Here is a 21,199-nt window from a genome sequence, read left to right on the forward strand (position 1 = left end):
AACCCCGCCTCGGCGGGGTTTTTGCTTATCTGGCGTCCGTTTCGGCCCCGGTCATGCACCTGTTATACTACTTGCTACACATTCGACACGAACTGCTGCATACAGGTCACCCACCATGAAAACAGCTACTCCCGACCAGCCCCTGTCTCGGGAAGAAGAGACGTCACAAACCAAAAACGGCTTCCTGGTACTGGCTTCACGCCTTCTGCTCGAAGAGAAACTGCCCATCCGCTTCATGTACAAAACCGTGCCCGAGCACCTCAACGATACCGGGTGGCGCATGTATACCGGCTATGAAACCGATGAGTTCCTGGAAAACGAACTGATCAATATGATGCCGGTTCCGCTGGAGCGAATCTGCCAACTGGATCCATCCCTGACTCCTCTGGTGGAATATAATGCAGGCACCGTCTGGGAGCGCATACCCGATTCGGAGGGTTGGGAGCGCGTTCATGATTTCCGTATCCCCGCCCCCAAAGTAGATGTTGATATCACCAACGACGTTGACCATTTCAGCCAACAGCGAGAAGGCAGCTGAACAGCCAAACGACCGGTGTCATTCACATGCCGGTCGTTCCCTGTCTTCGGCAAAAGACTCGCTTTCATAACGCCAGACTCTGACCTGATCTGACCAGTAATCAGCCGCCAGCGCCGCTTTGCGCTTCAGTGCACGCAAAAAGATATCAGGCGTCGTCAGCCCCTCCCAAACGACGGGCAGAAACGTCGCCCGATTACGCCCCGCCTGCAAGAGCACGCCATCCCGTCCCGGCACCAACTGATGGAGCAGGTCCGCCTCCGAACTGAATATCACCTCATCCAGCGGCGAGAGAATGGAAACCGATATCGATACAGGTTCACTGGCCTGCAAGGGCGCAAAGCGATAATCGTGCAAAGCCGCTCCGCATGCATTATGCAACACATCATGCGCCAACGGACGGACCGCCTGTAGCGAACCGATACACCCCCTCAATTCGTCATGACTATCCAGAGTTACAAAACTGGCACGAGGCAGCTGCAAATAAGGCTCGAGCGAGGCAAGATCCGGCAAGTCGATATACCCTTTTGCTACCGCCTGACAAACTCCCTGACGGGCCAAAGACAGAAGCGAAGCCCGCTGTCGGGCCGTATACTCAATAGCAGACATAAGCGCCATACCCTACGACCTGTTCTTTATCCCCCGTCACGTCACCCGACGTCATGTATTGCAAACAATCGATAGCCGCCCCTTGCCTTTTCGCAGCCAATAGCAGGCCATTCAGGGCATAACAGCCGCAAGCCTGCCCGGAGCCAAGTTGCGGATCAGCTTGAACAATCATGTGGCTGGTCATGGCATCCAGGCGCCGAGCCTCGACCCAGGGGTGATAATGGCTAAGATCACTACTAACAATCACCAGCGTCTGCTCGTCCTGCCAGCAGTACTCAATCAGCTCAGCCACCTTGTTTGCAGGCGTCTGCCCCACCAGAATCGGCACCAGACGACAGCCTTCGGCCACCACCTGCAGGAATGGCAACTGTACTTCCAGTGAATGCTCCAGACGATGGGCCTCCGGTGACGCCACCAGGCCAAACACCTCTGACAACCGGATCATAAACGCTCGATCAAGCCACCCAATACCCAGCGGGGTCTTCCAGTCAGCCTCACCAGCCAGCGCCATACCCTCCAGCGGCATTCGATGATTAGGCCCCAGCAATACGATACGACTCCAACCATGGACGGCTTGAGCCTGCTGTAAAAGATGGTAAGCCGTCGCCGCAACAGGCCCCGAGTACACTAACCCAGCATGAGGCACAACCAGCGCCCGCATGCGCCTGGGCAAGACCGGGCAATCTTCCGCCGACGCCAACATCGCACGCACCAGTCGTTCTAATTCTGCCTGCTCTTCAGGATAAAACAGCCCCGCAACCGCAGCTGGTCGCCACATATCACTCATAATACCCCCAGCCTTTGCTATGCTTTGAAGTATAGAAGCCGACCGGCGTTTTATCATGAACAACATGCACAGTGTCAGTACCGAGTACTGGCACCCGTTGGATAACGGCAAAATTCAATGCGATCTATGCCCCCGCTTCTGCCAACTGAATGATGGCCAGCGAGGGTTATGCTTTGTACGCGGGCGTGTCGGCGATGAAATACGCCTGCTAAGCTACGGCCTGTCCAGTGGCTTCTGCATAGACCCCGTCGAAAAGAAACCACTCAACCACTTTCTACCCGGCACCCCCGTACTCTCCTTCGGAACAGCCGGCTGCAATCTGGCTTGCCGCTTCTGCCAAAACTGGGATATAAGCCGCTCCCGACAAACCCAGCGCCTGTGCGACAGCGCCATGCCCGAGCAACTGGTGCGGGCAGCCATCGCGCATGACTGCCGCAGCATCGCCTTCACCTACAACGATCCTGTTATTTTCCACGAGTACGCCATTGATGTTGCCAAGGCCTGCCATCAGCACGGCCTGAAAAGCATTGCGGTCAGTGCCGGTTATGTCTGCCCAGCCCCAAGAGAAGCTTTTTATCAGCACATGGATGCCGCTAATATCGACCTGAAAGCTTTTACCGAACGCTTCTACAAAAGGATCTGCGGCGGCTCACTGGCCCCTGTACTGGACACTCTGGAATACATTCATCACCAAACCGACACCTGGCTGGAAATCACCACACTGCTGATTCCCGGCGAGAACGATTCCGACCGTGAGATTGCTCGACTGGCACACTGGATATGCACTCACCTGGGTGATGGAATCCCCCTGCATTTCACCGCATTCCACCCGGACTGGAAAATGCTGGATCACCCGTCAACACCGCTGGACACTCTGCGTCGCGCACGCATGATTGCACACGAAGAAGGGCTGAAATATGTCTATACCGGCAACTTGCCGGACCCCGAGGGTAATACCACCTACTGCCCGGAATGTGACCGCCCGCTCATCAGACGCTCCGGCTATACCATCACTGAATGGTCACTGACACCTGCCGGCCATTGTCGCTACTGCGGTCACCCTCTGGCCGGCCACTTTGAAGCAACCCCCGGCCACTGGGGCTCAAGACGACTGCCGATCAGTATTAACCGGTAGCACTCGCATCATCAGCCAACAACGCCGCAAAACGCGCAGGATCCATTTCGGCCCGTACTCGCTCAAACAAGATAGCCGCCTGAGGGTAATGGCGCTGCATCATCCGCAACCACTGCTTGGTACGCCCATTGACATGCTCCGCTGCCAGGCGTGCCGTTACTTGCTGGTGGTAGATTCTGATCAACCGACAGGTATCATGCCACGTAGTCGCCGCGTCAAGATTTTGCCCGGGGTCGTGTATTGCCTGGGCCAGAAAAGGATTGGCTATCATGCCTCGCCCGATCATCACGTCATCGCAGCCACTGACCTGACGGCAGCGATGATAGTCTTCCACCGTCCAGACGTCGCCATTCGCCACCACCGGTATCGACACGGATTCGCGAATGCGCGCAATCCATTCCCAATGCGCTGGAGGTCGATACCCCTCAACCTTGGTCCGCGCATGCACCGTCAGCCGCATGGAGCCAGCCGCTTCCAGCGCCTGAGCATTCTCGATAGCAAGACTTTTGTCCTGAAAGCCAAGCCTCATTTTGGTACTGAGCGGTACCTCCGAGGGCAGCGCACGACGCACACCTGCCGCGATATCATGCACCTCTTCTGGATCTTTCAGCAGGATGGCACCACCACGGCTTTTATTGACCGTTTTGGCCGGGCAGCCAAAATTCAGATCAATGCCCGGAGCACCCATTTGCGCAGCTCTGGCAGCATTCTCACCCATAGCAACAGGATCATTACCCAGCAACTGTACCCACACCGGAGTACCGGATGGTGTACGACACCCATGCGCCAACTCCGGGGCCAGACGACGAAACACCTGCTCCGGTAACAACTGATCAGTCACGCGAATGAATTCCGTAACGCATATATCCACTCCCGGAATCCGGGTCAGAATATCACGCAGGGAATGATCCAAAACGCCCTCCATCGGGGCCAGAAAGATTTTCATGGGTTTCATGTTCGGCAAGAGAGTGGCCGCTCAGGACAGAGCGGCCAGAGAGGAAATATCAACCGTGCAAGGCATCCAGACCACGCTGCAAGTCGGCCTTGATGTCATCCAGTGACTCCAGGCCCACCGAAAAGCGGATCAATCCTTCACGAATTCCGGCCGCTTCGCGCTCTTCAACGCTCATACGACCGTGGGTGGTCGTGGCGGGATGGGTAATCGTGGATTTCACATCACCCAGGTTGCCCGTGATCGATACCATGCGCGTTGCATCAATAAAGCGCCAGGCTTCTTCGCGTTCGCCCTCCACTTCGAATGCCAGTACACCACCGAATGCCGACTGTTGCTTGCACGCCAGCTCGTGCTGCGGATGCTCAGGCAAACCGGAGTAGTAGACACGACGAATTCCCGGCTGTTGCTGCAGCCAGGTCGCCACTGCCAGCGCGCTTTCGCTGTGCGCACGCATACGTAGCGGCAAGGTTTCAAGCCCTTTCAGGAAAACCCAGGCATTGAATGGACTCAGACAGGCACCACCGGTGCGGATAAGTCCGAACACAGCTTCCATCTCTTTGTCACGCCCAACCAGGACACCGCCAATACAGCGCCCCTGCCCATCCAGATATTTGGTGGCCGAATGCATCACAATATCCGCCCCCAAGGCAAGCGGACGCTGCAGTACAGGCGTCAGGAAACAATTGTCCACCACTAACAGAGCATCATGGCGATGCGCAATGCCCGCCACTGCTTCAATATCACTCAACTCGGCCAGCGGATTGGAAGGAGTTTCCATGAAGAACAGACGTGTTTGCGGCGTTACGGCCGCTTCCCAAGCCCCTATATCGGTAGGATCAACAAAGGTGGTCGTGATACCTGCACGGATCAGGTATTTGGTGAATAGCGACACGGTGGAACCGAATACACTGCGTGAGCATACGACGTGGTCACCATGCTGCAGCAAAGCCAGCCCCAGGTTCAAAATCGCAGCCATGCCCGAAGACGTGGCGATCGCTCGCTCACCACCTTCCATCGCAGCAATACGCTCTTCAAATGCCTGCACCGTCGGGTTGGTAAAGCGGGAATAAATATTGCCGACTTCTTCACCGCCAAACCGTGCCGCCGCCTCACGGGCACTGGAAAATACAAAGCTGGACGTCGCAAAGATCGCATCGGAATGCTCACCTTCGGCAGTACGGCTCTGGCCAGCACGAATCGATAGCGTATCGATGTCGTACCCTTCGCCCGCATCAAAATGAATGCGCTGTATACGCTCGTAACTGGACTGACTCATGGATCACCTCAGTCGATCTTGTTATGCAGATCGGCAGACTCGTTCGCATCTTCGGCTGTGCTGTCGGCAGCTGCCTTGGCATCATCGTTTCGCTTGGCTTCGATTCTGCGCAGATAGTCCGAGTCAACCGTTCCGGTCACATAATGACCATCAAAGACACAGGTATCGAACTCTTTGATCTCGGGGTTGAAGCAGCTGACGGACGCCTTCAGGTCATCTAAATCCTGATACAACATCCAGTCACAACCGATGTATTCACCCACCTGATCTGCAGTACGACCATCTGCGATCAGTTCACTGGCCGACGGCATATCAATGCCGTACACATTCGGGTAACGCACTTCCGGTGCAGCAGAAGCAAAGTATACCTTGCGAGCCCCGGCCTCTCGCGCCATCTGGACAATCTGCTTGGAAGTCGTGCCACGCACGATAGAGTCATCCACCAGCATTACGACCTTGTCACGAAACTCAGCCTGGATAGGATTCAGCTTCTGGCGCACGGATTTCTTGCGCTGTGTCTGCCCCGGCATGATAAACGTACGGCCGATATAACGGTTTTTGATAAAGCCTTCGCGGAAGGTTACGCCCAACGCATTTGCCATTTCCAGCGCAGCGGTACGACTGGTATCCGGAATCGGAATAATGACATCGATATCATGCTCAGGCATCTCCCGCTTGACCTTGTCGGCCAGCTTGATCCCCATCTCCATACGCGAATGATGAACCGACACCCCGTCGATAATGGAGTCGGGGCGTGCCAGATAGACATATTCGAACAGACAGGGAGCAATTTTGCTCTCGGCCGCACACTGACGGGTGAAAACATTGCCATCAATATCAATAAAGATAGCTTCGCCGGGAGCCAGGTCACGTACCATCTGAAAACCAGATGTATCCAAGGCAACACTTTCCGACGCTACCATGTACTCTTCTTCACCCTGGTCGGTCACGCGCTTGCCATATACCAGCGGGCGGATGCCACAGGGATCGCGGAACGCCACAATGCCATAACCTGTGATGATCGCCACGACTGCATAACCGCCCTGGCAGCGACGGTGCACCTTTTCCACGGCCTGAAAAATATCATCGGCCTCGGGGGTCAGTTTGCCAAGCCGCTGTAGTTCATGTGCAAAGATGTTGAGGAGAACTTCAGAGTCGGATGTGGTGTTAATGTGGCGCAGATCGGAACGGAATATTTCATCGGCCAGTTGGTCAGCGTTGGTCAGATTGCCGTTATGTGCCAATGCAATACCGTACGGTGAATTGACATAAAACGGCTGAGCCTCCGCCGCACTGGAGCTTCCGGCGGTTGGATAACGGACATGGCCGATCCCCATGTTACCGTTCAGCTTTTTCATATGACGGGTGCGAAACACCTCGTTCACCAAGCCGTTGTCCTTACGCAGGTAGAAACGGTTACCTTCACAGGTCACCATGCCGGCCGCATCCTGACCACGGTGCTGCAACACCGTCAACGCATCAAAAATAGTCTGATTTACAAAGGACTTGGCAACTATGCCGACGATACCGCACATTCAATCCACCTCTGAAGGATGTCACAAAAAGAGTGGCGCCAAGCGTTGTGCTCAGCGTCCGATATTCCAGATTACTTGCCCGACGTCACTGGCCACCTGACGGGTCCAGTCCTCAAGCAGTACAAAATGGGGAATCAGCTCCGATTCCAGCCACCAACGATCCTGTACTGCCGGCGTCATCTCCAGCAGAGCCACCATCACAACGATCACCAGGCCACCGCGCACAAGACCAAACCCCATGCCCAACACGCGGTCGGAACTGGTTAGTCCGGTGGCACTCACCAACGCGGAAAACAGCGCCCCTACAAGGGCCCCGGCAATCAGAGTGACGATAAACAGGATAGCAAAGGCCGATACCAAGCGCAGGGAGGGAGTCTGGATATAGGCTTCCAGCAGCACGCTCAGTGAGGGCGAGAAAAGACGAGCCAGAACAAAGGCGGTAACCCAAGTCAGCAACGAAACAGCTTCGCGCACAAAGCCCCGTTTAAGGCTCATCAGGCTAGAGATCGCTATGATCGCAATAATGGTCCAGTCAGCCCAGTTCATCGTCGTTCGCCAGTGTCGAAAACAGCGCGCATTCTAACAGAGCCCAAGGGTCAACCCAATGGTGAATTCACTGTGTCGTGAATCGAACGATCATCCCTTCCAAGGAATAATCACGCTTCAACCGTGTCTGCAACTGCTCCAACCGACTCCGCTGCAAATCAGGCCCCACAAAAACACGCACCATGTCAGGGCCGTTACGGATATAGACCTTATACCCGGCATCAACCAGCTCCTTACGTAACGAGCGCGCATTGGCCTCGTCTCTGAAACTGGCCAACTGCAGGGTCCAGGCGACAGGCACCTGCTGCTGATCCAGCACCGGGGTATCCTTCGTGGCCTCAATACGCGGCTGCGCCTGTTCTACTGCCGGTTGCAGCGCCGAAGCCGGCACCTCCACCACCGCAGGAGCCGCCAGCGGCGCAGGCTCGGCACTGTCAGCCAACACCGGCTTCGAAGGGGCAATATCCACCACATCGGGCAACGCCGGAGCTGCGGGCATACGCTCCGGCAAATGACGCTCACGATACCCGCTGCCATCCAGCAGCAACGGAAACAGAATAACAGCCGATACGATCACGGCAGCCGCACCCACCAACCGTTTTTTCTGTTGCTCGGTCATTGGCTCAACTCTCCCGCTGCACACAGACGCAGAGCATCCGCGACAGTAAAAAACGACCCCGCTACAATCACCTGCCCTTCGGGGCGCGCTCCCTGTAGCTTCTGAAGCGCCTGGCCAACACTCGCTGCCGAATGCACCCTGGCCACATCGACACCCGCATCATGCAGGACCGACACCAGCGTCTCGGCAGAGGCCCCTCGCGGTACCGAAAGTGTTACCGGATACCAGAAATCCACCACCGGCAACAGCGTCTCTATTACCGTCCGAATATCCTTGTCCGACAACATGCCCAATACCAAATGGACCGGCTCTCGTACAGTTTCCAGCTGGCTGACCAAATACGCAGCCGCTTCCGGATTGTGCGCAACATCAAGCATTACCGACAATGAACCAATATCCGCAGCCTGCATTCGCCCCGTCAAGCCGGCTTGAGCAAACCCGCGCCGAATGGCCTCTTCACGGATTGACCAGGGCAACAACTGCAGTACCTGCAACACCAGAGCCGCATTCGGCAGCGGCAACCCCGGTACGGGAAGCTGATCATATCCGCACGGCTGGCCGGCATTACCGACACCTTCCCAGGACCACCCATCAACGGTCCGCTCATAGCGGTAGTCAATCCCGTTACGATGTAGCGGCGCTCCGATTGCTTCAGCATGCCTTATCAAACTGTGCGGAGCTTCGGGGTCCCCGCATAGAGCGGGCTTGCCCGCACGAAAGATACCGGCCTTTTCAAAACCGATCGCCTCACGATCATCACCCAACCAATCAGTGTGATCCAGAGCTACGGTGGTGACCGCAGCAATATCCGCATCGACGATATTCACCGCATCGAGACGGCCGCCCAGCCCCACTTCCAACAGCGCCACATCCACCTTTTGACGCGTAAACACCAGCAGCGCCGCCAAGGTGCCATATTCAAAGTAGGTCAGCGATATATCACCACGCGCCTGTTCGATTTCCGCAAAAACCTCACACAGCAGCACATCAGAAACCGGCTCGCCGTCGATGACGATACGCTCGTTATAATGCAGAAAGTGCGGCGAGGTATAAACACCGGTCCGGAGCCCCTGCTCCCTCAGCACTGCGTTCAGCATACTGAGTGTCGATCCCTTGCCATTGGTACCCGCCACAACGATGCGCGTACTACCTGACAGATCAATGGACAGACGTTCAGCCACTTGAGAAAGACGCTCCAGTCCCAACTCGATCTCACCGGGGTGGCAGGCCTCGATACGGCTCAGCCAACCCTCCAGTGTGTGCGGATAAGCATCGACGCTCATTCTTTGTCGCTTTCCTGCTCAACAACGTCCGCAGCTTCAATCACGTCCTCAACGGGTTCATTGACTGCTTCATTCTGGCTGTGCGTCAATTTGCGCAGAATATCCGCCAGACGGGCCGACAATTCATTGCGGCTGATAATCATGTCGACCTGCCCATGCTCCAGCAGGAATTCACTGCGCTGGAAACCTTCGGGCAGTTTCTCACGCACGGTCTGTTCGATTACGCGTGGTCCTGCAAAACCGATCAGGGCGTTCGGTTCAGCCACGTTCAAATCACCCAGCATCGCCAGAGACGCAGACACACCACCATAGACGGGGTCTGTCAGCACCGAAATATAAGGCACACCCGCCTGTTTGAGTTTTTCCAGTGCTGCACTGGTCTTCGCCATCTGCATCAGGGAGAACAACGCCTCCTGCATGCGCGCACCACCCGAGGCCGCAAAACAGATCAACGGAATGCGCTCCTCCAGTGCCAGCCGAGCCGCACGTACAAACCGCTCACCCACGACTGCCCCCATGGACCCGCCCATAAAGCTGAACTCAAAGGCAATCGCTACCACGGGAACACCTTCCAGTGTTCCCCGCATGGCGATCAAGGCATCCTTCTCACCCGTCTGCTTCTGCGCTGCGCTCAAACGATCCTTGTATTTTTTGGAGTCACGGAATTTCAACCGATCGACAGGCGTAACCTCGGCCGCCAGTTCCTGACGCCCCTCATCATCCAGAAACAGCTCAAGACGACGACGCGCATTGAGACGCATGTGATGATCACATTTGGGGCAAACGTTAAGGTTCTTCTCCAGCTCAGGCCGGTAGAGGATCGAATCGCACTTGGGGCACTTTTTCCACAGACCCTCGGGGATATTGGTACGCTTCTTTTCGTTGCGTACCAGAGAAGGTACGATTTTTTCCAGCCAGTTACTCATGTCTCACGTTCCTGTTGACGCCCGCTGCCCGGTAGGTGCAGGCTGTTGGAAAACACATATTCTAGTCATATTGCCTTTAATGCCGCTGAACAGCCGCCATAAAGGCCTTGATTCTTGTCCGGTCCTTACGCCCCGGTGCCGCTTCAACCCCCCCTGACACATCGACCGCATAGGGGGCGACCAGCTCAATCGCACGCGCCACGTTTGCGGCACTCAAGCCGCCCGCAAGCGTGATCCGAGACGCCAGCTCCGCAGGTATCAGCGCCCAGTCAAACACATCGCCCGTTCCCCCGGGGATTCCCGGACGATAGGCATCCAGCAGCACGCCTCTGGCACTGGGGTAGGATTCGACCTGCGCCATCAGATCCAGCTCCGGACGCATCCTGAATGCCTTGATATACGGTCGGGTAAAAGCCCGGCAAAAACTTTCCGGCTCGTCGCCATGAAACTGCAGCAGATCAATCCCCGTACGCTCCAGTATCGACATCACTGTCTCCCGAGACTCGTTAACGAAGAGCCCCACCGTGGTTACGAAAGGCGGCAACTGCCGAATGATATCCGCTGCAACATCAGGATGCACATAGCGCGAGCTGGGCGCATAAAAGACGAACCCCAGCGCACTGGCACCGGCTTCGATCGCCGCAACCGCATCCGCCAGGCACGTAATGCCACAAATTTTCACCCGAGTAGTCATGCTTTTTCCTGCTGTATGGCGCAAGGCGACAATCTTAGCAAAGCCGCTTCGGGCCGTCAGTCCGATGTTGACAGAAAATAAGGTCCAAGCGGCATCTTCGGCAGCTTGAACAGATCGGGGTAGCGCACATCAACAAAATAAAGGCCATCCGGAGGTGCCGTCACCCCTCCTTGGCGCCGATCCTTTGCCTGCAAGACTGCAAGTGCCCAATCCGGTGATTTCTGACCGGTGCCCACCGCCATCAAGACACCTGCGATGTTGCGCACCATGTGATGCAGGAATGCATTGGCACTGATATCGATCACGACCAACTGCCCGCTCCGGTACACGTCCAGATGCCGAATTTCCCGCACCGGACTACGCGCCTGACACCCCACCGCGCGATACGAGGTGAAATCATGCTCCCCCAGCAGATGCCTGGCAGCCGTTTGCATACGCTCGGTATCCAACTGACGATGCGTCCAGGTAACACCACCCGCCAGAATCGCCGGGCGCGTAGGAGAGGTGTAGATCAGATAGCGATAGCGGCGCTCTCTGGCCGAAAAACGGGCATGGAAGCATCCGGGCACCTTGCTTGCCCACTTGATCGAGATATCATCCGGCAGATGGCTGTTGGTTCCAAGCGTCCAGGCACGCTCGTCACGCTCGGACCAGCTGTCGAAGTGAACCACCTGATGACAGGCATTCACCCCCGCATCAGTACGGCCCGCACATACAACCTGCACCGGATGATTGGCAATAACCGATAACGCACGCTCGACCTCGGCCTGGATGGTCGGCACATTATCATATGCCTGCAACTGCCAGCCTCTGTAGCTTGCCCCCACATACTCGATGCCGAGCGCATAACGAAAAGGGGCGATCGAAATCGCCCCGGTAGAAGTTTCTTTACTCATCCAATCTCTTGATCAGGCCAGCGTCTCCAGAAGTTTCTGCGCTTCCTCACGCTGACTATCGGAGCCTTCGCCGGTAATTTCATTAAGGATATCACGAGCGCCTTCACTGTCTTCCATTTCAATATAGGCACGTGCCAGATCGAGCTTGGTTTCAATTTCATCCGCATCACTGAGCAGGTTCAGCTTGTCCAGAATCTCACCCAAGTCATCGTGATGCAGCTCATCCAGCTCAATCTCGTCATCGGTACTGCCGAGCAGCTCATCCACTTCTGCGTGAAGATCCATCTCAAGATCATGCGAGATATTGGCAGCCAGCTCCTCTTCCGCCCCCTCACTGACCATCGCCAGCGCAGGTGCCGTTGTCTCTTCCACAACAAAGTCATCCGCGTCGAGGGAAGCCAGCAGACTTGCCAGGTCATCCTCATCGGAGCTGCTCTCGGCAGAAGCGGACACATCATCCGCAAAGCTCAGATCGAATTCAAGGTCACCATCGTCCTGCTCCGCTTCAGACTCTCCGTCGCCCTGCAGCATCGCCTCCAGGGCAGGATCAATTTCAAACTCGACTTCGCGGGCAGCATCAACCTGTTCATGCAGACTGTTGTCAACGTCCGCTTCGTCGACTTTTTCTTCCACGGCACTGTCAGCGCTATCAAGCTCGCCGGCCAAAACCGCTTCCATATCGAAGTCCAGCGATGCTTCATCCGCCTCAGCCTGATCCCTGCTGGCATCCTGCTCGACATCGGCCGAATCAACATTGGCGTTCAGCAGAAAATCCAGCTCATCATCCAGGCTTTCATCCGCCAGCATCTTATCCAGTTCGCTGAAGCTTTCGTCTTCTGCCGCCGGCTCATCCAGCGTAAACTCAAGCTCATCCAATTCAGCAACAGGCTCTGGCTCAACTTCCTGCTTTGGCGCAACCTCTTCAACAGCCGCTTCGGTAACCGTTTCATCCAGCCCCAGATCAAACTCGTCCGAAGCAGTATCGGCAACATCAGAGACCACCGACGCCTGCTCGTTCAGATCCAGCTCCATATCCAGATCCAGAGCCTGCAGATCACGATCAAGGTCTTCCTCGGCAGGCGTACTGTCTACCGGTGCCAGCGATGCCATCGGCGGCCGTACGAAGTCGTCCTTTTCAACATCGCCCTGCACATGTTCAGCTTCATCTGTGGCGGCTACCGCGACGGCAGCAGCCCCGGCGGCGACGGCAGCCGCACCTGCCGTCGCAATATCGGGAGTCGTCTCTTGCTTATCGACAGAGGGCTCCGCTTCGTCCAGTTCATCGAACTCGTCCAGGAATTCTGCTTCTTCCTTCGCACGCTTGCGGCGCAACATCAACCAAGCACCCCCCAGTAGCGCAATTGCACCTGCGCCGACGCCACCCAGCAGGGTCGGATTATCCAACAGAGAGGGTTCTTGCTTGTCAACCGGCGCTGCCGGCTCAGTAGCCGCAGGGGCTGGGGCCACCGATTCCGGCTCGGACTCTGCAGGTGCCGGCACCGCTTGCGGTTTGCTCAGCTCTTCCTGCAAGGTCGACATCTGCTGAGATTGCAGTTCAAGCAGCCTGTTCTGGGATTCCAACTCTTCCAGTACGGAGCTCAGCTTATCATTCAGATCGGTATTATCGCGCTCAAGACTGTCGATCTTTTCACGCGCCATCAGCAGTTCATTTTCCAGACGCTCGGCCGCCGCCGACACAACCTGCTCTCCGCCGGCATCAGCCCCCGCAGTTTCATCAGCCCCGGTATCGCTGTCAACACTGCTGGTCGCGGATGTGACCTGCTTCGGCTCTTCCGCTTCCGGCTCAGGTGCCATCACGGTCAATTTGCCTTCATCCGGCTGCTCAGCAGCCTGAGGCACCTCAACCATTTCAGCGGCCGCCTCTTCCTTCACCGGTTCCGGCTTGGGCTCAGGCTTGTCGGCTGCCTTACTGACATCCAGAGGAGCCTTGTTCGGCGCTTTTCCGGCTGCCTGTCGATCCTTCCATATCTGCATCTGCCGCGCGACTTCCGCCACGGACTCACGATGGCTTAACTGTTTGACTTCGGCACCCGCCGGAATATCCAGCACCACGCCGGCCCGAAGGTTGTTGATGTTATCTGCCAGGAAAGCCTGCGGATTCTTGCGCTGTAACGCCAGCATCATCTGATGTTCACTGACGCCCTGCGGCTTGGTACGGCGCGCTAGATCCCACAAGGTATCCTGCCCGGTCACACGAACCTGAGTCGGAGCGGACGCCGGGGCAGACACCTTGACAGCTGGTACCGGCACAGGCGCCTGCGTGCGCACGGGACGCTCCATCGCAACCGGTGCAGCCGACTGCGTACGGGTCATGGTCATTCCACGGGACACCGGAGACGGATCAAACACGGGAGGATCAAGCAGCAGCGTATACTCCCGCACCAATCGACCACTGGGCCAATTGACCTCAACCATGAAATTGAGAAACGGCTCTCGCACAGGCTCGCTGGATTTCAGGCGGATACGCCCGGTTCCTTCCGGCGATACAAGAACCTGAAACTGGATATCGCGCAGATAGCGCGCCTGGATACTGCCCACCGAACTTGCATATTCGTCCAGACCTGCCATTTTCGGCTGGATCTGCAACGGAGAGAGATCACGTACCTGCGTCAGTTTGATTTCAGCATCGAGCGGCTCATTCAGGGCCGAATTAACTTGAATTTCCCCGAGCCCAAGGGCATTAACCTGTGACGCCCCCAGAGCTGCTGAGACCGCAAGGCTTAAGGCTAGTTTACGCAGCATCGGTTACTCCCTTTGGTGTAGTATGCGCGCCCTCTCCATTTCTCGACGAATCAGAGGGTTACGGATCCATATTGTTTGCAAGTATTATGTTTAAACAGCAGGCGGTCAACCCGTACCCCTACCTCGTCTCAACTATCCCTGTCCCTGTAACGCCAGCGCTATCTCCAGTGCTGCCAGTGCGCTTCCGCGGCTCAGGTCGTCACTCAGCGCCTGCAACCCGAAACCGCTCTCACCCGAAAAGTCGGGTCGAATACGATTAACGAGCACAGTCTCCTCGCCAATGACATCATCGACCAAACTGGCCGGCTTTTTGGCCGCCTGATCGAAACGCACTCCTGCAGCCTGATCCATCAGCAGCTGGATGTTATCCAATTCCAATGACTGACGTGTTTCGGCCTGCGCAACAACCATGTCCCCGTAAAACACCGGAACACGAACCGCACTCACATCCAATTCCAAATCTTCATCGCCAAGCAACTGAGGCAGCTGCGATAGCACCTGCTCTTCCAGTGACGTATAACCCGATGGCTGTACATCACCCACATTGGGAATCAGGTTGAACGCGATCTGACGCTCAAAACAATCTGCCTCGACATCCCGGCCGTTCAACAATCTGGCTGTCTCGGCAGCCAGCGCTTCCACACCCTTGCGTCCATATTCAGATGCGGCACACAGCACGGTCAAATTCAGCTTAAGTATCTGATATGCATGGTGCAACGGAGCCAGAGCCAAGGCAGCGGTAATAGTAGCCGATCCCGGCACTCCGATAATACGACCTGCGTCAATCGAAGCGAGCACATCCCCATTGATTGCAGGCAGAACCAGTACAGGTGTTTCAGAATAGTGTTGCGGATACAGATCAATCACGATGGCCGTTGTCTGACTTTCCAGCGTACTCACCGTCTCGGCATCAAGAGCGGGCTCACAGACAAAAATCAGCGTACAGTCCTGAACTGCCAAGGCATCCAATGCCTGGGTGCGGCAGGCCTTGCCTCTGAACATCAGACTGCGCCCGGCATTGTCGGCCTCTTCATACAGCGTCATGCTGTCGATTGACAGGACCGACTCATCGAGCAACTCCAGCAACTTTTCCCCTTTCAGGGTACCCGGTCCAATTAAAGCAACGTGTATTGACATATATCCAGGGTCTCACAAAGCAAAACAGCCCGGACAATCGCCGGGCTGGGAAGTAGTTGTAACATCAGAGCGGTGATTACCGCTCCAGAAGGATGCGCAGAATTCGGCGCAAGGGCTCGGCGGCCCCCCACAGAAGTTGATCGCCAACACTGAACGCGTTCAGGTAATCCGGCCCCATCTTCATTTTGCGCAACCGGCCAACCGGAATATTCAGCGTACCGGTCACTTTGGTCGGCGACAGATCACGAATGGTCGCTTCACGCTCATTCGGTACGACACTCACCCAATCATTCGCCTCGGCAATCATCTGCTCAATTTCATCCAGCGGCAGATCCTGCTTCAACTTGATGGTAAATGCCTGGCTGTGACAGCGCATTGCGCCGATACGGACACAGGTACCGTCGATGGCAATAGGGCTATCGGACAGACCCAGAATCTTGTTGGTTTCAACGAATCCTTTCCATTCTTCCTTGCTCTGACCGTCTGCAACCGCCTTGTCGATCCAGGGAATCAGAGAGCCGGCCAAAGGCGCACCGAAGTTATCGGTCGCAAAGGTATCGCCTCGCATGGTATCCACAACCTGGCGATCAATATCCAGAATTGCCGATGCCGGATCTGCCAACAGCGCCTCGGAGCCGGCATGGATCTGCCCCATCTGGGTGATCAGCTCACGCATGTTCTTGGCACCCGCGCCAGATGCAGCCTGATAGGTCATGGACGAAACCCACTCGACATGACCGGCCTTGAACAGGCCACCCAGCCCCATCAGCATCAGGGAAACAGTGCAGTTACCACCCACAAAATTCTTTACGCCCGCATCAATACCGCGATCAATCACCTCGCGGTTAACCGGGTCCAAAACGATCAGACTGTCATCAGCCATGCGCAAGGTAGAGGCCGCATCAATCCAGTAGCCATTCCAGCCGGATTCACGCAATGCCTGGAACACTTCCGTGGTGTAGTCACCACCCTGACAGGAAACAATGGCGTCCATCTGCTTCAGCTCATCAATATTACGCGCATCTTTCAATGCCGGAATATCCTTGCCGATATCAGGACCTGCCGCTCCAGTCTGAGAAGTGGTGAAGAAAACCGGCTCTGCAATATGATTGAAATCCTGCTCTTCCAGCATACGCTGCATCAGAACAGATCCCACCATGCCACGCCAGCCGACAAAACCTACACGCTTCATTCGTGCCCCCAATAATTATAGTGTGCTGTACAACAAAACCCTGTATGACCTGGAGAACACCCGACAATGGCGGGTATTCTCCACATCATGGTGCTCAGGCCTGCAAGGCTGCCACAACGGCATCACCCATTTCGGATGTGCTGACCGCCCGCATGCCTTCGGACATGATATCCGGAGTACGCAGATTCTGATCAAGCACCTTGCTGACCGCCGCTTCGACCTGATCAGCCGCTTCACCTGCACCCAAAGAGTAACGCAACATCATAGCGACTGAGAGGATCGTTGCCAACGGATTTGCCTTGCCCTGGCCTGCAATATCCGGTGCCGAACCATGACAGGGCTCATACATGCCCTTGCCGCTTTCATCCAGAGATGCAGACGGCAGCATGCCGATAGAGCCGGTCAGCATGGCTGCTGCATCCGACAAAATATCGCCAAACATGTTGCCGGTCACGACTACATCAAACTGTTTGGGCGCACGTACCAGCTGCATGGCGGCATTGTCCACGTACATGTGGCTCAACTCTACATCAGGGTACTCCACGGACAGCTCTTCCATAATTTCACGCCACAGGACTGTCACTTCCAGCACGTTGGCTTTATCGACGGAGCACAAGCGCTTGTTGCGGGCACGAGCTGCTTCAAACGCCACACGACCGATGCGCCGGATTTCATTTTCATCGTAGACATAGGTATTGAAACCTTCACGAATGCCGCCATCCTTCTCACGAACGCCGCGCGGCTGGCCGAAATAGATGCCGCCGGTCAGTTCACGTACGATCAGGATATCCAGCCCGGACACAACTTCCGGCTTCAGCGTGGATGCATGTGCCAGCTGCGGATAGAGAATGGCGGGGCGCAAGTTTCCGAACAGCTCCAACTGGGAGCGGATCCCCAACAAGCCTTTTTCCGGACGGATGGCGAAATCGGGATTGGTATCCCATTTCGGACCACCAACAGCACCCAGCAGAATGGCATCAGCCGCTTTGGCCGCGGCCAGCGTTGCGTCCGGCAAGGGAACACCAGTCGCATCAATGGCGGCGCCGCCAACCAACGCTTCGTTGATTTCCAGGCCGAGACCATGGCGGTCGTTCACCAGCTCCAGCACCTTACGGGCTTCGGTGACGATTTCAGGACCGATGCCGTCACCCGGCAAGACCAATACGTTTTTACCCATGTTACATATTTCCTTGAATCCAGAATCGTTTACTTGATCGCACCAAACAGCCAGGGTGCTTCCTGACGACGACGCGCTTCATACGCCTTGATCTCGTCAGCATGCTGCAAGGTCAGGCCAATATCATCCAGACCATTCAACAGACAGTGCTTGCGGAAGGCATCGACTTCAAAGACGAAACTTTCACCGCTCGGTGTCACGACAACTTGCCGTTCCAAATCAACGGTCAACTGATAGCCTTCTGTCGCATCAACTTCGTGGAACAGCTGATCCACCTGCGCCTCTGGCAGCACGATCGGCAACAGGCCGTTTTTAAAGCAGTTGTTGTAGAAAATATCCGCAAAACTCGGCGCAATTACAACACGAATCCCGAAATCGTCCAGCGCCCAAGGCGCGTGTTCACGACTGGAGCCGCACCCGAAGTTCTCCCGAGCCAGCAACACACTGGTGCCCTGGTAGCGAGACTGGTTCAAAACGAAGTCCGGATTCAACGGCCGGCCCGAGCAGTCCTGATCCGGCTGCCCCTCATCCATATAGCGCAGTTCATCAAACAGGTTGGGACCAAAACCGGCCCGCTTGATCGACTTCAAAAACTGCTTCGGAATGATCATATCGGTATCAACATTGGCACGGTCCAGCGGTGCAGCAATACCGGTGTGTTGGGTAAACTCTTTCATTGCACTCTCCGTTTACTGCATCATTTCACGTACATCAACAAAATGGCCCGCTACGGCTGCAGCTGCCGCCATTGCCGGACTCACCAGATGGGTGCGACCACCAAAGCCCTGACGCCCTTCAAAGTTCCGGTTTGAAGTCGAGGCACAATGCTCACCCTGCCCCAACTTGTCCGGGTTCATTGCCAGACACATGGAACAGCCCGGCTCGCGCCATTCCAGCCCCGCGTCAATGAATATCTTGTCCAGGCCTTCCGCTTCCGCCTGCGCCTTGACCAGACCGGAACCCGGCACGACCAGCGCCTGCTTGACGGTCGCAGCCACCTTGCGCCCTTTTACCACTTCAGCAGCCGCGCGCAAGTCTTCAATGCGCGAGTTGGTGCAGGACCCGATGAACACGCGATCCAGCTGAATGTCGGTAATCTTCTGATCCGCCGTCAAGCCCATGTACTGCAGGGCACGACGAATACCATCCGCCTTGACCGGATCACTTTCGGCCGCCGGATTCGGCACCAGCGCACTGATCGGCGCCACCATTTCGGGAGACGTACCCCAAGTCACCTGCGGCTGAATTTCTTCCGCCTTGATTTCGACCACAGTATCGAAACGAGCATCGGCATCCGACACCAGCTCTTTCCAGGCAGCAGCCGCAGCATCCCATTGCTCGGCGCTGGGAGAAAACGGGCGGCCACGGAAGTATTCAACAGTGGCGTCATCAACCGCGACCAGACCGACACGCGCCCCCGCTTCAATCGCCATATTACAGATGGTCATACGGCCTTCCATCGAAATGGAGCGGATCGCACTGCCACCGAACTCAACCGCATAACCGGTCCCGCCTGCAGTGCCGATCACACCGATGATGTGCAGCACCACATCTTTTGCGGTCACACCGGCACCCAGTTCACCATCAACACGCACCAGCATGTTTTTCATTTTCTTGGCAATCAGGCACTGAGTCGCCAACACGTGCTCCACTTCGGAAGTGCCAATGCCGTGTGCCAGTGCACCAAAGGCGCCATGTGTCGAGGTATGAGAGTCACCACACACAACTGTTGTGCCCGGCAATGTCATGCCCTGCTCAGGCCCCACGACATGCACAATCCCCTGACGCTGGTCATTCATCTTGAACTCGGTGATACCAAACTCGTCACAGTTGGCATCCAGCGTTTTAACCTGAATCCGCGATACCGGGTCAATGATCTGATCGACCCCGCCGGCCCGTTCAGTTGTCGGCACGTTATGGTCAGGTGTCGCAAGGTTGGTATCGATCCGCCATGGCTTCCGACCGGCCAGGCGCAGCCCCTCAAAAGCCTGCGGTGATGTTACTTCGTGCAGAATCTGGCGATCGATATAGATCAGGGCACTGCCATCATCGTTCTGGCGCACCAAATGGGCATCCCAGAGCTTGTCATACAAGGTTTTTCCAGCCATGTTACTCTCCCCTCTTAATTAGTCCGCTCTTGTGGCGATTGCAATCATCCTAATCCAGCCGTAGCGCATAAACAAATTCATAATTTTTATGTTTTGAATTCCGACAAGGAATAGATAGACTGTCATCCAATATTCTCAGACCCCCGGAATTCATGGATACTGCAGGCCTGAACGCTTTTGTTACCGTCGCGGATACCGGCTCCTTTTCCCAGGCCGCCCAGCTTCTGTTTCTCACCCAGTCAGCGGTCAGCAAGCGCATTGCCCTGCTCGAGAGCCAGCTCGACTGCCGCCTGTTCGACCGTATCGGCCGCCAGGTTCTGCTCACGGAGTCGGGCCAGGCCCTGCTGCCCAAGGCACGCGAGATCCTTATCTCCATGGAAGACGCCGAACGCATGCTCGGTAACCTGTCCGGCCATGTCGGCGGTCGTCTGGCGGTTGCAACCAGCCACCACATCAGCCTGCACCGCCTGCCTCCGCTACTGAAACATTTTGTGGCATGCTACCCGGATGTGGAACTGGATCTGCAGTTCGCGGCCTCGGAAGTGGCCTATGAAGGCGTATTGAAAGGAGACCTGGAACTCGCCCTGATCACCCTGTCACCCGAGCAGGATGAGCGTATCTGCGCCCGCACGATTTGGAGCGACCGCCTGCAGTACGTAGTTGGACACAACCATCCATTAGCTGCCAGTACGCACCTGAACCTGACAGAGCTTAACCGCTACCCGGCCATTCTGCCCAGTCCGAACACTTTCACGCATCAACGCGTACGCCAGCAACTGGCGCGGCAGGGACTGGAGCTGAACCTGGGCATGGGCACCGACTACCTGGACACAATCCGCATGATGGTCAGCATAGGACTGGGCTGGAGCTTGCTGCCTGAAACCATGATTGATGAACAACTGGTACGACTGGATACCGGCACAGAGCCCATCGTTCGCCCACTGGGGTACATTTATCACCGTGCCCGTACACTGAGCAACGCCGCCCGAGAACTGGTGCAGTTACTCGAGACAAGCGTTTAACAAC

The 21,199-nt window shown here is 56.2% G+C and carries 20 protein-coding genes; 3 read left to right on the forward strand and 17 right to left on the reverse strand.

Annotated features, from left to right (window positions below):
- The first annotated feature begins 115 nt into the window (after positions 1-115).
- Positions 116-538, forward strand: a complete 423-nt coding sequence (locus H1S06_RS05825) for an immunity protein Imm33 domain-containing protein (protein ID WP_181738158.1) — start codon at positions 116-118, stop codon at positions 536-538.
- Positions 539-556: 18 nt separating this feature from the next.
- Here H1S06_RS05825 and amrA read toward each other — a convergent pair whose 3' ends face one another.
- Positions 557-1,144, reverse strand: coding sequence for an AmmeMemoRadiSam system protein A (gene amrA / locus H1S06_RS05830; RefSeq protein WP_181738160.1), 588 nt, complete (start codon positions 1,142-1,144; stop codon positions 557-559).
- Positions 1,131-1,931 (reverse strand): AmmeMemoRadiSam system protein B, encoded by an 801-nt coding sequence (amrB, locus tag H1S06_RS05835; RefSeq protein WP_181738162.1) that lies wholly within the window; start codon positions 1,929-1,931, stop codon positions 1,131-1,133. The genes amrA and amrB overlap by 14 nt, the downstream gene beginning before the upstream one ends.
- Before the next feature lie 55 nt (positions 1,932-1,986).
- Between amrB and amrS the strand changes: the two genes are divergently transcribed.
- The gene (amrS, locus tag H1S06_RS05840) at positions 1,987-3,066 is read left to right on the forward strand and encodes an AmmeMemoRadiSam system radical SAM enzyme (RefSeq protein WP_181738164.1); all 1,080 of its coding nucleotides are present in this window, start codon (positions 1,987-1,989) and stop codon (positions 3,064-3,066) included.
- Here amrS and H1S06_RS05845 read toward each other — a convergent pair.
- The 15 genes from H1S06_RS05845 to leuC all read right to left on the reverse strand — a co-directional run bounded on the left by H1S06_RS05845 (position 3,056) and on the right by leuC (position 20,173).
- On the reverse strand, positions 3,056-4,012 hold the full coding sequence (locus tag H1S06_RS05845; protein WP_181738166.1) for a tRNA dihydrouridine synthase: 957 nt from the start codon (positions 4,010-4,012) through the stop codon (positions 3,056-3,058). The genes amrS and H1S06_RS05845 overlap by 11 nt on opposite strands.
- 58 nt (positions 4,013-4,070) lie before the next feature.
- Positions 4,071-5,297 (reverse strand): O-succinylhomoserine sulfhydrylase, encoded by a 1,227-nt coding sequence (locus tag H1S06_RS05850; protein ID WP_181738168.1) that lies wholly within the window; start codon positions 5,295-5,297, stop codon positions 4,071-4,073.
- 8 nt (positions 5,298-5,305) lie between these two features.
- Positions 5,306-6,832 (reverse strand): amidophosphoribosyltransferase, encoded by a 1,527-nt coding sequence (purF, locus tag H1S06_RS05855; protein ID WP_181738170.1) that lies wholly within the window; start codon positions 6,830-6,832, stop codon positions 5,306-5,308.
- Positions 6,833-6,883: 51 nt separating this feature from the next.
- Entirely contained in the window at positions 6,884-7,378 is a 495-nt protein-coding gene (locus H1S06_RS05860) for a CvpA family protein (protein WP_181738172.1), read from the reverse strand.
- Positions 7,379-7,445: 67 nt separating this feature from the next.
- Positions 7,446-7,997: an SPOR domain-containing protein gene (locus tag H1S06_RS05865; protein WP_181738174.1), complete on the reverse strand. Its 552-nt coding sequence runs from the start codon at positions 7,995-7,997 to the stop codon at positions 7,446-7,448.
- The gene (gene folC, locus H1S06_RS05870; RefSeq protein WP_181738176.1) at positions 7,994-9,280 is read right to left on the reverse strand and encodes a bifunctional tetrahydrofolate synthase/dihydrofolate synthase; all 1,287 of its coding nucleotides are present in this window, start codon (positions 9,278-9,280) and stop codon (positions 7,994-7,996) included. The genes H1S06_RS05865 and folC overlap by 4 nt, the downstream gene beginning before the upstream one ends.
- The gene (accD, locus tag H1S06_RS05875; protein WP_181738178.1) at positions 9,277-10,206 is read right to left on the reverse strand and encodes an acetyl-CoA carboxylase, carboxyltransferase subunit beta; all 930 of its coding nucleotides are present in this window, start codon (positions 10,204-10,206) and stop codon (positions 9,277-9,279) included. The genes folC and accD overlap by 4 nt, the downstream gene beginning before the upstream one ends.
- Positions 10,207-10,282: 76 nt before the next feature.
- Positions 10,283-10,900 carry a phosphoribosylanthranilate isomerase gene (locus tag H1S06_RS05880; protein WP_181738180.1) on the reverse strand — a complete coding sequence of 206 codons (618 nt, stop codon included), beginning with the start codon at positions 10,898-10,900 and terminating at the stop codon, positions 10,283-10,285.
- A 56-nt stretch (positions 10,901-10,956) separates the two neighbouring features.
- Positions 10,957-11,796 carry a tRNA pseudouridine(38-40) synthase TruA gene (gene truA / locus H1S06_RS05885; RefSeq protein ID WP_181738182.1) on the reverse strand — a complete coding sequence of 280 codons (840 nt, stop codon included), beginning with the start codon at positions 11,794-11,796 and terminating at the stop codon, positions 10,957-10,959.
- A 12-nt stretch (positions 11,797-11,808) separates the two neighbouring features.
- The gene (locus tag H1S06_RS05890; RefSeq protein ID WP_181738184.1) at positions 11,809-14,559 is read right to left on the reverse strand and encodes a FimV/HubP family polar landmark protein; all 2,751 of its coding nucleotides are present in this window, start codon (positions 14,557-14,559) and stop codon (positions 11,809-11,811) included.
- A 132-nt stretch (positions 14,560-14,691) separates the two neighbouring features.
- Positions 14,692-15,696, reverse strand: coding sequence for an Asd/ArgC dimerization domain-containing protein (locus tag H1S06_RS05895; RefSeq protein ID WP_181738186.1), 1,005 nt, complete (start codon positions 15,694-15,696; stop codon positions 14,692-14,694).
- Positions 15,697-15,772: 76 nt separating this feature from the next.
- Entirely contained in the window at positions 15,773-16,888 is a 1,116-nt protein-coding gene (gene asd, locus H1S06_RS05900; RefSeq protein ID WP_181738188.1) for an aspartate-semialdehyde dehydrogenase, read from the reverse strand.
- Between the two features lie 94 nt (positions 16,889-16,982).
- Positions 16,983-18,065 (reverse strand): 3-isopropylmalate dehydrogenase, encoded by a 1,083-nt coding sequence (gene leuB, locus H1S06_RS05905; protein WP_181738190.1) that lies wholly within the window; start codon positions 18,063-18,065, stop codon positions 16,983-16,985.
- A gap of 29 nt (positions 18,066-18,094) precedes the next feature.
- The gene (gene leuD / locus H1S06_RS05910) at positions 18,095-18,742 is read right to left on the reverse strand and encodes a 3-isopropylmalate dehydratase small subunit (protein WP_181738192.1); all 648 of its coding nucleotides are present in this window, start codon (positions 18,740-18,742) and stop codon (positions 18,095-18,097) included.
- Between the two features lie 12 nt (positions 18,743-18,754).
- Positions 18,755-20,173 (reverse strand): 3-isopropylmalate dehydratase large subunit, encoded by a 1,419-nt coding sequence (gene leuC / locus H1S06_RS05915; protein ID WP_181738194.1) that lies wholly within the window; start codon positions 20,171-20,173, stop codon positions 18,755-18,757.
- Between the two features lie 152 nt (positions 20,174-20,325).
- Between leuC and H1S06_RS05920 the strand changes: the two genes are divergently transcribed.
- Positions 20,326-21,195 (forward strand): LysR family transcriptional regulator, encoded by an 870-nt coding sequence (locus tag H1S06_RS05920; protein WP_181738197.1) that lies wholly within the window; start codon positions 20,326-20,328, stop codon positions 21,193-21,195.
- Positions 21,196-21,199 lie beyond the last annotated feature (4 nt).

Source organism: Marinobacterium marinum (genome assembly GCF_013868415.1).
In the GTDB taxonomy this organism is placed as follows: Bacteria; Pseudomonadota; Gammaproteobacteria; order Pseudomonadales; family Balneatricaceae; genus Marinobacterium; species Marinobacterium marinum.

Coding starts and splice junctions, on each gene's coding strand:
- H1S06_RS05825 (WP_181738158.1), top strand. CDS start 116: ATGAAAACAGCTACTCCCGACCAGCCCCTGTCTCGGGAAGAAGAGACG.
- amrA (WP_181738160.1), bottom strand. CDS start 1,144: ATGTCTGCTATTGAGTATACGGCCCGACAGCGGGCTTCGCTTCTGTCT.
- amrB (WP_181738162.1), bottom strand. CDS start 1,931: ATGAGTGATATGTGGCGACCAGCTGCGGTTGCGGGGCTGTTTTATCCT.
- amrS (WP_181738164.1), top strand. CDS start 1,987: ATGAACAACATGCACAGTGTCAGTACCGAGTACTGGCACCCGTTGGAT.
- H1S06_RS05845 (WP_181738166.1), bottom strand. CDS start 4,012: ATGAAAATCTTTCTGGCCCCGATGGAGGGCGTTTTGGATCATTCCCTG.
- H1S06_RS05850 (WP_181738168.1), bottom strand. CDS start 5,297: ATGAGTCAGTCCAGTTACGAGCGTATACAGCGCATTCATTTTGATGCG.
- purF (WP_181738170.1), bottom strand. CDS start 6,832: ATGTGCGGTATCGTCGGCATAGTTGCCAAGTCCTTTGTAAATCAGACT.
- H1S06_RS05860 (WP_181738172.1), bottom strand. CDS start 7,378: ATGAACTGGGCTGACTGGACCATTATTGCGATCATAGCGATCTCTAGC.
- H1S06_RS05865 (WP_181738174.1), bottom strand. CDS start 7,997: ATGACCGAGCAACAGAAAAAACGGTTGGTGGGTGCGGCTGCCGTGATC.
- folC (WP_181738176.1), bottom strand. CDS start 9,280: ATGAGCGTCGATGCTTATCCGCACACACTGGAGGGTTGGCTGAGCCGT.
- accD (WP_181738178.1), bottom strand. CDS start 10,206: ATGAGTAACTGGCTGGAAAAAATCGTACCTTCTCTGGTACGCAACGAA.
- H1S06_RS05880 (WP_181738180.1), bottom strand. CDS start 10,900: ATGACTACTCGGGTGAAAATTTGTGGCATTACGTGCCTGGCGGATGCG.
- truA (WP_181738182.1), bottom strand. CDS start 11,796: ATGAGTAAAGAAACTTCTACCGGGGCGATTTCGATCGCCCCTTTTCGT.
- H1S06_RS05890 (WP_181738184.1), bottom strand. CDS start 14,559: ATGCTGCGTAAACTAGCCTTAAGCCTTGCGGTCTCAGCAGCTCTGGGG.
- H1S06_RS05895 (WP_181738186.1), bottom strand. CDS start 15,696: ATGTCAATACACGTTGCTTTAATTGGACCGGGTACCCTGAAAGGGGAA.
- asd (WP_181738188.1), bottom strand. CDS start 16,888: ATGAAGCGTGTAGGTTTTGTCGGCTGGCGTGGCATGGTGGGATCTGTT.
- leuB (WP_181738190.1), bottom strand. CDS start 18,065: ATGGGTAAAAACGTATTGGTCTTGCCGGGTGACGGCATCGGTCCTGAA.
- leuD (WP_181738192.1), bottom strand. CDS start 18,742: ATGAAAGAGTTTACCCAACACACCGGTATTGCTGCACCGCTGGACCGT.
- leuC (WP_181738194.1), bottom strand. CDS start 20,173: ATGGCTGGAAAAACCTTGTATGACAAGCTCTGGGATGCCCATTTGGTG.
- H1S06_RS05920 (WP_181738197.1), top strand. CDS start 20,326: ATGGATACTGCAGGCCTGAACGCTTTTGTTACCGTCGCGGATACCGGC.